This is a genomic window from Ferruginibacter sp. (genome assembly GCF_028288465.1).
Lineage (GTDB): Bacteria > Bacteroidota > Bacteroidia > Chitinophagales > Chitinophagaceae > Ferruginibacter.
Map to the genome: position 1 here is coordinate 19,117 of NZ_JAQBNR010000036.1, position 13,182 is coordinate 32,298.

Annotated in this window: 9 protein-coding genes; 6 read left to right on the forward strand and 3 right to left on the reverse strand. The window is 41.1% G+C overall.

Annotated features, from left to right (window positions below; genetic code table 11):
- Positions 1 to 89: 89 nt before the first annotated feature.
- Positions 90 to 983, reverse strand: coding sequence for a M23 family metallopeptidase (locus tag JWR61_RS15115; RefSeq protein WP_301928597.1), 894 nt, complete (start codon positions 981 to 983; stop codon positions 90 to 92).
- Between the two features lie 377 nt (positions 984 to 1,360).
- Here JWR61_RS15115 and JWR61_RS15120 point away from each other — a divergent pair, with 377 nt between their 5' ends.
- From JWR61_RS15120 to pyk, 5 genes are all read left to right on the forward strand, one after another.
- Positions 1,361 to 1,876, forward strand: coding sequence for a c-type cytochrome (locus tag JWR61_RS15120; protein WP_301928598.1), 516 nt, complete (start codon positions 1,361 to 1,363; stop codon positions 1,874 to 1,876).
- Between the two features lie 146 nt (positions 1,877 to 2,022).
- Positions 2,023 to 2,706, forward strand: coding sequence for a uracil-DNA glycosylase (ung, locus tag JWR61_RS15125; protein ID WP_301928599.1), 684 nt, complete (start codon positions 2,023 to 2,025; stop codon positions 2,704 to 2,706).
- 42 nt (positions 2,707 to 2,748) lie between these two features.
- Entirely contained in the window at positions 2,749 to 3,534 is a 786-nt protein-coding gene (locus JWR61_RS15130) for a 1-acyl-sn-glycerol-3-phosphate acyltransferase (RefSeq protein ID WP_301928600.1), read from the forward strand.
- A gap of 135 nt (positions 3,535 to 3,669) precedes the next feature.
- On the forward strand, positions 3,670 to 4,653 hold the full coding sequence (gene pfkA / locus JWR61_RS15135) for a 6-phosphofructokinase (RefSeq protein ID WP_290338316.1): 984 nt from the start codon (positions 3,670 to 3,672) through the stop codon (positions 4,651 to 4,653).
- Positions 4,654 to 4,739: 86 nt separating this feature from the next.
- On the forward strand, positions 4,740 to 6,230 hold the full coding sequence (pyk, locus tag JWR61_RS15140; protein ID WP_290338315.1) for a pyruvate kinase: 1,491 nt from the start codon (positions 4,740 to 4,742) through the stop codon (positions 6,228 to 6,230).
- 66 nt (positions 6,231 to 6,296) lie between these two features.
- Here the strand turns inward: pyk and JWR61_RS15145 are convergent, their stop codons facing one another.
- Together JWR61_RS15145 and JWR61_RS15150 are read right to left on the reverse strand one after the other, a co-directional pair.
- Entirely contained in the window at positions 6,297 to 6,719 is a 423-nt protein-coding gene (locus tag JWR61_RS15145; RefSeq protein ID WP_301928601.1) for a DUF1761 domain-containing protein, read from the reverse strand.
- Between the two features lie 177 nt (positions 6,720 to 6,896).
- Complete coding sequence (locus tag JWR61_RS15150; protein ID WP_301928602.1) at positions 6,897 to 10,010, reverse strand: TIM-barrel domain-containing protein; 3,114 nt, start codon at positions 10,008 to 10,010, stop codon at positions 6,897 to 6,899.
- Between the two features lie 133 nt (positions 10,011 to 10,143).
- On the opposite strand from JWR61_RS15150, the gene JWR61_RS15155 reads away from it, so the two are divergent.
- On the forward strand, positions 10,144 to 13,173 hold the full coding sequence (locus JWR61_RS15155) for a glycoside hydrolase domain-containing protein (RefSeq protein WP_301928603.1): 3,030 nt from the start codon (positions 10,144 to 10,146) through the stop codon (positions 13,171 to 13,173).
- The last annotated feature ends 9 nt before the right edge of the window (positions 13,174 to 13,182 follow it).

Consider the following 13,182-nt stretch of genomic DNA (forward strand, 5'->3'; position numbering starts at 1 on the left):
TTTTTAGAAGAGTTACTACAGGGCGTAGCGCAATGGGTGTAAAAAATGTGTATGTTGGGCGAAAACTATTTTTCAGCCCAAATTAATTATTACCACTCTGTTTTTATTTTGTCATTTTTAACGGGCGAATAATCTGTCTTTTGCCGGCCGTTTACTTCCATTGCATCAAAAAAGCATTTTACACCCGTCGCAATATTCATATTTTCCACGTTCTGAATATGGAAGTGCAGGTGCGGTTCAGACGAGTTACCGGAGTTACCACAGAGGCCCAACAACTGCCCCCGTACTACTTTTTGCCCCTCGGCCACCTGTATAGAGTGGTGTTTAAAATGGGCAAAAAATAAATACTCCCTGTTAGCGGTTTTTATAATTATCGTATTTCCCGGAATGTATACGGGATTAAATTCTCCGGGCAAATTATCCTTTATTCCATCTACAACCAGTACAACCTCTCCATCGCACGGTGCATATAATTCCTTACCAAAGGCATAATAATCTTCGTTGGCCAGGCCATCTGTTTTAAACGATTTGCCCCGCCCGTCTTTGATCACAATGTCGAACGCATTTTTTTGTGCCACACTTTCAACATGGTAATTTAATTCTTTGGTATCCCCACCCCATATAACAGTCCACTCACCCTTAAACGGCAGCTGCAGTTTAGTTATATTTCTTTGAATTTTGGGAAGACTTTCTTCAGTATACGGCTTTACAAATAAGCCATTTATTTTAGCATTCTTGTCAATTGAAATATTTACAGCAAACAATGCTCTTTCAAAATTTGTTTTGTACCTGGCATAAGTACCATTTTCATACTTCACAAAACTGCGTGCCGTGATTTGTCCTGCCTGTGAGCGCAGGCCATTTAAAAAATCACTTGTTTTATTCAGCGGCAATGCTGTTTGCATTTCCTGAGAAAACATGGCAAAGATGCTATCGTTTTTTGCAGCATTGTAGTAGGTTTCAAATCTGTCAGCTACTGCCATATAAGTACTGTTTTCCGTTTGACAGTAAATTGTATTTACCAAAAAAGTGAAGACAAGCATTGAAAATAAACGCACCATATGTTGATTATTTTATTTGACCGCCTTACGATTAAAAGATAAAGTTACCATTACCGTAGCCAACCTTTAGTAATGCGTGACGCATTTTTTTTCAAAGCTGTATGCATGAAGATCTGCAAAGCTTTGCTGGTAATAAAAGAAATGCACCCACGCAACAATGAGCTCAAAAAAGCCAGTACCCGAAATATTGCAGCCTCTTAAATAACTTTTTGATGGCTTAATACAGTGCAAAAAAAATCTTGTGGTTTTCACCTGTCCGCTTATCTTTATAACATAAACAATTCATTAAAAAAACATTTATGAGAAAATTAATGCTGCAGGCCAACCGGAAACTGCTGGTAATAATGACAATAGTTGTTGTTGTTATTTTCGGCACCGCCGGCACTACTGCACCTGTACATTCCAACGTATACAAAAACCTTAAAATTCTGCCACAGGATATCAGCAGGGAAGCGATGCATGATATTATGGATGTACAATTTGGCGATGCTCTGGGGGTACATTGCGACTATTGCCACGCTAAAGAACCAGGGGCCGATCACCCCGATTTTGCAAGTGACGCCAATCCTAAAAAAGAAACTGCACGCGACATGATGCGCATGGTACTGCAGATGAATAAGGATAATTTTCAGGTAGCAAAACCAATGATCGGCGATTCTTTGATGGTGGTTACCTGTTACACCTGTCATCATGGATCTGCATTTCCGGATACAAAAAGCAAAGTACCGGTAGTTCATGATTTTGGTCCTCCTTCTGGTCGTGCAGGTCAGCCCGGACCTCCGCCGCCACCGCCAGCCGCACCTCAAAAAAATTAATTATTAAATAATAATTGCGGGCATTCAATTTTCCTGCATAAAAAGAATCCCGTTATTAAAAGCAATGGGATTTTTTTTGTGTAATGCCACAGCTTTTATTTGCTGTTTTATTCAGTCAGGCTTTTGTAATTTTATAAAAATTTTTCATGGATGTAAAGATCGAACCTTCTTGGCACGAGATACTAAAGAATGAATTTACAAAGCCCTATTTTTTAGAAATTGTAACTTTTTTAAAGATTGAAAAAAATGCAGGTAAAATTATTTACCCCCCGGGACCGCTTATCTTTAATGCCTTTAACCATACCCCTTTTGATAAGGTAAAAGTTGTGATACTAGGGCAAGATCCTTACCATAATCCGGGACAGGCGCATGGTCTTAGTTTTAGTGTACCTGCGGGGATAAAACCGCCGCCTTCTCTTGTAAATGTTTTTAAAGAAATTCAAAAAGATTTGTCTATTACTATGCCCGAAGGATATGGCAATCTAACCAGTTGGGCGGACCAGGGTGTACTTCTATTAAACGCTATTTTAACGGTAAGGGCAAATGAACCAGCCAGTCACGCAAAAATTGGCTGGATGAATTTTACAGATGCCGTCATAACAAAAATATCTGATGAAAAAAAAGGGGTAATATTTCTTTTATGGGGTAAATTTGCGCAGGAAAAGCAATTGCTGATAGACGAAACCAAACATTTTGTACTGAAAGCTGCCCATCCTTCGCCATTTAGTGCGGACAAAGGTTTTTTTGGTTGTAAACATTTTTCAAAAGCAAATGAATTATTAATCAACCAGGGCCTTGCTCCCATCAACTGGAAATTATTATCAACCTGATACCTGTTTCGGAAAAACAGATTAGTAAATATACCAACCATTTTGACCAATACTGACAACTATTCTTCACCGCAAACAACTGCTTCCCTGAAAGATGTATGCAAGAATATTTTTGGCAGAATATGGGCTGTTTGGGGATTAATCAGTTTTGCCACTACCTTCCTTATCATCTTTATACCATCAATGCTTTCTTATTTAATTCCGGGGCCTAAGGGACAGGATTATTTCATTACCGTGTCAAGGGTATGGATGTGGACCTGGCTACGGATGGTAGGATGCCCGGCCACCATCAAAGGCAAAGAAAATTTCAAGCCCGGTCATACTTATGTTGTTGTGTACAATCACAACGCTTTGCTTGATGTGCCCCTTTCTGCACCATTTATACCGGGTGGCAATAAAACAATTGCCAAAGCTTCTTTTGCCAAAGTCCCCATTTTCGGGTGGTTTTATAAACGCGGTTCCGTGCTTGTTGACAGAGGCGATAACAAAAGCCGCCTGAAAAGTTTTGAAGATATGAGGGAAGTGTTGCGCAACAACCTGCACATGTGTATTTACCCGGAAGGAACCCGTAACCGAACCAATGAACCTTTAAAGCCATTTTTCGACGGTGCTTTCAAACTGGCAATTGATACCAAAAAGGAAGTTATTCCCTGTGTAATTTTTGGAACCAAACAAGCCATGCCCGCAAATAAAGGATTTTATTTATGGCCTACCAGGTTACAAATGCATTTTTTGCCTGCCGTTTCATCAGAGGGTATGAAAGCACCTGCTTTAAAAGAAAAAATTTTTACAATGATGAAAGAACATTATGTGAATGGCGTTCAATAAGTACGCAATAACTGGTAAGGAGTTTTCAGATTAGTTTTAAATGCTTATTTTTGAAACTTGTGCAATTTTATATTAGTATTATTGAAATAAGAGAAAGGTTGAAAGTTTTTTAATTAAAAAGTGTTTTTTTTAGATATGAAAAAAAAGGTTACAAAGATTGGCGTACTTACCTCCGGAGGCGATGCACCAGGAATGAATGCCTGCATACGTGCCGTGGTACGGACAGGAATTTACAACGGATTGGAAGTGTTTGGAATTGTACGTGGCTACACCGGAATGGTGGAGAATGATATTTTTAAAATGGAAAGCAGAAGTGTAGCCAATATCATTCAGCGTGGCGGAACCATTTTAAAAACGTCCCGTTGTAAGGAATTTTTTACACCTGAAGGCAGAAAGAAAGCATACGATAACTTAACCAAACTAGGTATTAACGGGTTGGTAATTATTGGTGGCGATGGTAGTTTCAGAGGTGCACAAACATTCAGCAATGAATATGATATTCCCTGCGTAGGGTTGCCGGGCACTATCGACAAAGATATAGCGGGCACTGATTTTACAATTGGTTTTGATACCGCTGTAAATACCGCGGTTGAAGCCATTGACAAAATACGGGATACAGCCGATGCGCATGACCGTTTATTTATTATTGAAGTAATGGGCAGAGATGCCGGTTACATAGCATTGCACAGTGGTATCGCTACAGGCGCCGAAAATGTACTGATCCCGGAACGCAAAACAGATATCGAAGAAGTTATTAAGCAATTAGCGGAAAAAGAAAGAAGACATAAGTTGGTTAACCTGATTGTAGTGGCTGAAGGCGATGAGTTTGGTGGTGCCGATGAAATTGCAAAAATTGTAAAAGCCCGTTTACCAATACAGGATGTAAGGGTTTGTATATTGGGTCATATTCAACGCGGCGGTTCACCTACCTGTTTCGACAGGTTGATTGCAAGCCGCATGGGCTATTCGGCTGTTGAATGTTTGATGGAAGGGAAATTCAATGTGTTTGTTGGAATGGTCAATAACCGTATGCATTATACTCCGTTAAACGAAGCTGTAAAAAAGAAACAGCGTATCAGTGAAGAATGGATGAAAATAGTAAAAATCTTGGCCAGCTAATTTCGGGGTAATCAACCCGTACTGTCTGTTACCAAATGAAAACGGTAAAAAATTCACTTGACATTTGAAAATAAACTAAACAACTAATGAGCAAAAATTTAGGTAAATACCTGCATGCTGAAATGGATAAAGAAGCAGGTTTTCAACATACGATTAAACGAACAAAGATTGTTGCAACAGTAGGCCCCGCCTGCTCTACTTACGAAAAGTTACTGGACCTGGTAAAGGCAGGCGTAAACGTTTTCCGCCTAAACTTTTCTCATGGCGCTTACGAAGATAAAAAACAGATCATTGATTTTATAAGGGAAATCAACCGCAAAGAACCCTATAATATTGCCATTTTAGGCGACCTGCAAGGTCCTAAGTTAAGAGTAGGTGAACTGCAGGATGGCCAAATAGAACTAAAAGACGGGAGCCAGTTTATTTTTACCACACAAAAAATGGTGGGCACAAAAGATAAGATTTATGTTAGCTATGCCAACCTTGCCAAAGATGTAAAAGTAGGCGAACGCATATTTTTAGATGACGGAAAGATGGAAGTGAAAGTAGAAGAAATATTAAATGATACTGAAGTTAGAATTTCGGTAACATTGGGCGGTATCCTGTTTCCAAAAAAAGGCGTCAATTTACCCGACTCTGCCCTCACCATGCCTTCGCTTACAGAAAAAGATATTGCAGATCTTGATTTTATTATCAGCCAGGATTTAGACTGGATAGCCTTGTCTTTTGTTCGTCATGCTGACGACATCATTGATCTTAAAAAGCGTATCAAAGCACAAAAAAGTAAGGCCAAGGTTATTTCTAAAATAGAAATGCCGGAAGCGTTAAGAAATATCCGTAATATCATTGTTGAAAGTGATGGCATTATGGTTGCCCGTGGCGACCTGGGTGTGGAAGTACCGGTTGAGCAGGTTCCCATTATTCAGAAAGAAATCATCCGCAAATGTATGCACCGGGCAAAACCTGTGATTGTGGCAACGCAAATGATGGAAAGTATGATGGAGCGTACCAAACCAAACCGCAGTGAAGTTACAGACGTTGCCAACGCCGTGCTGGAAGGCGCCGATGCTGTAATGCTGAGCGGTGAAACCGCGATGGGCCAGTATCCTACCCTTGTGGTGGAAATGATGAGCAAGATTATTCTACAGGTGGAGGGAACACTATACGATTACGATAGGGACGATATTTTGACGCCACAGCAACACTCCCCTTCTTTGCTGAGTGATGCACTTTGCGCAAGCGCCTGCAAAATGGCAAAAGATGTAAATGCCAAAGCCCTTATAGGAATGACGCAGAGTGGTTACACCGGTTTTATGCTGAGCAGTTACCGCCCCAAGGCACCGCTATATATTTTTAGTAAAGAAAAAACACTCATCAACCAGCTGAGTCTCAGCTGGGGCGTAAGGCCGATATATTATGCAGAAGAAGAAAGCCTTGATGATATCTTCATGGACCAGATAAATATTTTAAAAGAAAGAGGATTTCTTAAAGAAGGCGATGTGGTTGTAAATACAGGCAGCACGCCGATTGAAAAACATTTACCTACCAACATTTTAAAGGTATCTATTGTAGAGTAAGAGAATATTTTGTAAATAAAAAGTTGCCCTGCGTTAAACACAGGGCAACTTTTTGTTTGATAGATTTTATTGCCAAACGCAAATGATTACCGCGGCAATAATATTACCCAACAAGGTATATCCGCCGTTAATAAAATGCAGGCCAATGGCTCTTTTTTCAAACAGGTAAGAATTGCTGATAGCTGTTGAGCCGAAGCATATGCCGGTGAGGGTACCCAACTTCAGGCCCTGACTAAACAGGCCAAGATTAAGATAGGCTGCAAGAATTGCAAGCCCGATACAAGCAACCAAAATAGTTGCAAACGAAGCGCCCATAATAGCTCCCATTCCCTTGGTAGCATTGGGATCACTGGCATCAATTTTGGTCAATGCCAGCCAGGTTTTTGCAAACAATACTTTAGAATACCAAACGGCTCCCAAAGCAAAATAGGCTATAGCAGCAACCAAGACTGCCAGCCAGTGAATGTGGTGAAAAATTGCTGGATTCATAAAAATAAATTGGTTTTATCCGCCGCAGGCGGAAGGTTAAGTGGAGAAGATACCAGCATACAAAATACAATAAATATTTACTTTTTCCTATCCGTCTCACTAATGAAAATAACGACTGATGGAGCAGGCATTTTTTCACTGCACTACATAACTTTTTACAAAAAAAACAGCGGCTGGTCAATCATTTTGTATCACAACCTGGTGTTTTTTTTGCGTTGCAATTTTTCTTGTTTGGATATGTAAAACTGTGTTACCATTGGTGGTATCGACATAATAACCTTCTTCATTGTGTAATATTCTTTCACCAGTTAATTGCGGTAACAATTCTCCATCCAGGGATGCAGTTTTCGGAGAGGTGCTTGTATGGACTATTAAATGATAGCTTCGCCTGTTAATGCTTCCATTATACTTGCCTTTTACAGCGTTTATGGTAACTGTAATAATCTTACCGGCATTCATTTCAAATAAAGTCGTAGCGTAAGCCCCCTTTTTATACTCCCTGGTAAGCCCGTCATCCTCATATAAGTTAAATGCTGTCTTACTTTCCGGGTACATATCCAGTGTTAATGTATCAGGCTTTTTTTCTGCATCAAAATTCATTGCCTGGTACATCGGTATGATAGCTCCAGCCTTTACAAACACAGGCAGTTTTTCCAAAGACGCAGCATAATGTCTTAACCACTTTCCGCCGTTAAATAGTTCCCCGTTCCAGTAATCAATCCATTTTCCGCGAGGCAAATAAATACTGTCACGTTCGTTGCCCGGTTTATACACCGGTGCCACCAGCAACCACTGGCCATTCATAAACTGGTACTGGGTTTGTTTACCCAACGTGGTGCTGTCATTAGGAAACTCAAGTACCATTGCTCTTGCAGCAGGTACTCCGGTGATATTAGCTTCCCTGCATAATGTATACATATACGGGGTGAGGCGCATTTTTAACTGCAGGTATTTTCTGTTGATACTGGTATAAGGCTCACCTGATATCCACGGCTGTTTATCTTTTTTTGCCCAGCCGCTCATGGTCATTAAAACCGGGATAAAAGATTTCCATTGCAGGTCACGTGTATAGGTGCTGTCACTGCCACCAAAAATACCATCGATATCTGAAGATGCGGCGTTCTGTGCACTTAAACCTGCGCCAGTTATCGTTGGGATATGAAAGCGGATGTACTCCCAACCGCCATACTGATCGCCGCTCCACATGGTGCTGTAGCGCTGTGTACCAGCCCACCCCATTACGCTCCAGATAAAGCCGCGGGCATTGCTGTTATTTTCTATGCCTTCATAAGCAGCCCTGCAACCATCCAGTGCATACTTATAACCCGGCCCAACCCAGGCGACATCCAGCTTACACAAACGGGTGCCATAGGTGCCTACTTCGGTAGCTATTTTATCTATACCATTCTCTGTCCATAAACCTGTGTAAAATCCACGTTCATGCAAAGCCTTTACCACACTGTCTAATTTAACATATCCGCAGCCATAACCATCATTGGGTAAAATCCATCCACGTGGCATTCCGTGCGCTATATATTGGTCGGCTATTTTCCAAATTACGTCAGGGGTGGTCTGTGGTTTTTTATCACGTCCAGGCTTGTTGTAACAATTGGCATCACCCATACTCAAGGCCCATCTTGGCATCAGAAAAGGCTTGCCGGTAATATCTGTATACCGGTTTAAAATATTTTTAAGAGAGGGGCCGTAAAAGTAAAAGGCATCAAAACGATTTTCATTGTGTGATAAGCGCAGGGTATCATTAAAGCTATATTCACCTGCATCAAATGTATTTCTACAAACACCATAGCCTGCAGTGCTCATGTAAAATGGAGCAGGGTTGGCACGGCCGCCGTCATCCCAGCCACCGCCTTTTTCAATAAGAATCGTTTTGTTACGGTGAGAAAAATAGCCGTTCTGCATTCCACATCCGTAAAAATATTCACCGGGCCTGGCAGACAAGGTTTGCACTGTTTTTTGTCCGAATAAAAGTGGCTGCTTTTCTTCCCAGATAACCGCTGTGTTAGCCGCATTATACATGGCGAAACGCATCGGCTTTTTATATGCCCTAACTGCACAAAGCTTACTCTGCAACAAAACATAATCGCCCTTGTCGGTGAAAATAATGTTACTTTTTAATGCTGGTTTTGCAATCACAATATCTCCTGCGGCCGGGTCGGTGAAATTACCATCCGGGGCTAACCAAATCCTGAAAATGTCGTCACGGTAGAATTGCAATCTAACTTTGGTGACGCCTGATGAAAAAACAAAAGCCGTTGATTCCTTTTTTATGGCCGTGATATTACCAACAAAAGTTGCAGCTGCATTCAGTTGTACATTAAGTGTATTGTCAATTGTGTGTTCGTCGCCGGGGTAATTTATTTTGAAATTGATATGATGCACCGGCCGGAACGTAAGGTCTGTGGGCGGAAAAACGATGTCTCTTTCTTCGCCAGATTTAAAAGCATTAGTTGCTGCCGGCACTTTTAAGGTGAGTATATTTTTACTATCAATATCTGCCGTAACAGTAAAATTGGCGTTGATATTTTGCTCACCGGAATTTCTTATTTTCAGTACCAGTTCATCGTTCTTTTTAAACTGGTTGCTTTCTTCATTGTGCGATAAAAGCTGCACTATACTTACATCCTGGCTGTAAGCTTCACTTAATGTAATATCATCTACCATCCAGTAAAACCCCATCAATCCTTTCCAGTAAAAACGCAAAAAAACAGCTGGCTGGTTGGCAGCAATTGCAGATACATCAATGGTTTCAGTAAGTGGGGCAAACATATCCGTTTCACTTTTAATGGTGTGGCGTACATCCCATTGCTGCCAGTGAATGCTATCGGTACTTACACCGACAAACAAGCCCGCTGTATCATTTTGCCGGTAATTCCACCAGCGAAATTTTTGTTGAAATTGAAGGATCACCGATTTTTTGCCAGTGCAATTAATGGGTGCGGAAACAATATATCCATCGGGGTATTGTTTACGTTTAACCCAGTTGTCTACATCTTCATCCGTAAAATAACCAGCCTGGAACTGCAGGTGATAACCCCGGCTGACAGAAGCAATCGGCGGTGCCTGTTGCTGGTATTTATAAGAACCGGGATAAGGCTGATTGGTAACAATCCATTGCGGATCCCAGGTGCCGGCCGGTGGAATATGCCAGCCGGCGGGAAGTTTACCCGAAGAAAAATCCTGGTGCCAGAAAACTTTGTTCTTATTTTTTTGGGCTGACAACACCGTAGCGTATAAAATGAATATGCTAAAAACTATTTTCTTTATCTGCATATAAAATGGTTGTTTTATTTTTTTGCCGGCACCAATTCCGGTCAATGCAAGATATAGAAAACGCAGAGTACGGTATCTGGCATCGCTTAACAATTTAATTTATATTCTATCTTACAAATTTGCCCCTTTATACATGACAGCATCATTTGCTATATTTAGAAAAAATTTAAGTATGGTATTGAAGCAATTGTTTACGGCAGCAATTTCATTGATGATGTTCAATGCCGGCATGGCTCAGCAAATAAAATATGTTAGCAGTAACAACGGCTGGAACCCTGATTCACTGGGCAATCACAGGGCTGTGCTGCAGTTTAATGGAACTGGTCAGGTTGCAAAAGTAAGCATACCATGGAGAAGGAATGATGATCCCGCACACAAACGCATTATTTTACAAGATGGAGCTACAGGAAAAAAGATCAACAATGTAAGCACAACATATGCTGACAGAGAAAGAGCTGACATCTCTTTTGAACCGGTATCTGGCAAAGGAATTTATTATGCTTACTATATGCCTTACCGCAATGAAGGTCGCAGTAATTATCCAAAAGGCGTTTACCTGCAACCGGAAAATACTGCAGATGGTAAATGGCTGTCTGCCTCCAAATCTGCAAAAATCAACACTACCGTAAAGCAAATTGAATCCATTGATTCCTTCAACAGTGTTTACCCGATGGAGGTAATAGCAACACCAAAAGAAACTGCTGCTATCATTGCATCTGCTACCAACAAAAGCTACCTGGTATTTCCGGAAAACCGGTTGTATCCTATCAAAATGAAAAACCGTATTCCTTACCGCTGGATACAAAAAGGGCTGCAAAATAGCTTCAGCGACAAAGCGGCCCGTGGCGAGCAATACAGCTACCAGTTAGGTCTGTACGCTGTGGAGGGGTTGCAGGATGTACAGGTCAAATTCACTGACCTGGTAAACTACAAAAATGAAAAAATCTCTGCCAGTAAGACCACTTGCATTAACACCGATGGCATAGATTATGCCACCCATCCTTTTACAAAAACAGTAAACGTTGAAAAAAATACGGTTCAGCCATTGTGGTGTACACTTGATATTCCTTCAACTGTAGCAGCCGGCATTTACAAAGGGAAAGCTACCATCACATCAAAGAATGCCGCCGCTACCACTATTGATATTATATTAACTATTACCAACGAATTACTAACTGATGGCGGCATCAGCGAACCATGGAAACAAACCAGGTTACATTGGCTCAACTCCACACTGGCACAGGATAATACGGTAATTGCACCTTATATTCCATTGACTGTGGAAGGCAATACCGTTGGTTTATTAGGGAGAAAAATAACCCTGGGAGAAAACGGCTTCCCGGCACAGATCAGCACTTTTTTTACACCTGAAATGACGGGCTACACAGAGCAGCCCAATACCCTGCTTTCGGCGCCGGTTGATTTTACATTTTCACAGCCGGATGGTGGTAAGATGGTTTTAATAAGCGACGGCATTTATTTTACAAAAAAAGAAGCTGGCACTGTGCAATGGACTTCTTCGAGCAACAGCCCTTCATTAGAAATGGATGTTGATGCATCGATGGAATTTGATGGATTTATTGCGTATAAAGTAAAAATAACCGCTTTAAAAGACGTCGCTCTGAAAGACATTGCCATGCAAATCCCCCTTACCAAAACAGCGGGTAAATACATGATGGGGCTCGGACAAAAAGGAGGAAACAGGCCGCCCTCATTTAGCTGGAAATGGGATGTGGCGCACAAAAACCAGGATGGTGCCTGGATTGGAAACGTAAATGCAGGATTGCAATATTCTTTGCGGGACGACAAATATGTTCGTCCGTTGAATACCAATTTTTATTTACAAAAACCTTTACTGCTGCCGGATAGCTGGGGCAATGATAATCAAGGCGGGGTAAATATTAATCAACAAGACAGCACTGTTTTGGTAAATAATTACAGCGGGCAACGCAGCATGAAAAAAGGTGATACACTGTTTTATAATTTTACTTTGTTGATTACACCTTTCCATCCAATCAATACGAATTTTCAATGGGCTACCCGTTTTTACCACAGTTATAAACCAATCGATACTATTAAAGCAACCGGCGCAACAGTTATTAATATTCACCATGGTAACGCTATCAATCCTTATATCAATTATCCCTTTATTGAATATAAAAAAATGAAGACTTACATAGATGAAGCACATAGCAAAGGACTGAAGGTAAAAATTTACAACACGGTAAGAGAACTGAGCAACAGGGCCTATGAGACTTTTCCTATGCGCAGTCTTGGCCACGAAATTTATTCACCCGGCAAAGGCGGCGGCTTTAGCTGGTTACAGGAGCATGTGGACAGTGATTATATTGCTGCCTGGTTTGTACCTGAATTGAAAGATGCTGCCATTGTAAACAGTGGTATGAGCCGCTGGCATAATTACTATGTGGAAGGCATGAACTGGCTTGTACAGAACGTAGGCATTGATGGCATTTACCTGGATGATGTTGCCTTTGACCGCATTACAATGAAAAGAATAAAACGTGTATTGACGAAAGATGGTCATCCTGGTATTATTGATTTGCATTCAGCCAACCAGTACAATAAAAATGATGGTTTTAATAACAGCGGTAATTTGTACATGGAGCATTTCCCTTACCTCAACCGTTTGTGGTTTGGTGAATATTTTGATTACGAAAAAAATGATCCTGATTTCTTTTTAACTGAAGTGAGTGGTATACCCTTTGGCCTGATGGGAGAAATGTTACAGGATGGCGGCAATCCCTGGCGTGGAATGATTTATGGCATGACCAACCGGATGCCCTGGAGCGATAATGCAGACACAAGGCCCATCTGGAAAGCCTGGGATGATTTTGGTATGGAAGGTACCAGCATGATAGGTTACTGGAGCGATAACTGCCCTGTAAAAACGAGTAACGATAAAGTTCTGGCAACAGCATATACAAAAAAAGGCAATGCCCTTATTTCTATCGCCAGCTGGGCTGCTGCTGATACTGCTGTTCATTTGCTGATAGATTGGAAAAAACTGGGAATGGATCCCGCAAAAACGACCATTACGGCGCCGGAAATAAAAAACTTTCAACCGGCAAAAACATTTGATGCCAGTGAAATGATACCGGTAGTAAAAAATAAAGGCTGGTTGCTGGTATTAAAGGAGAATTAATTACTGTTG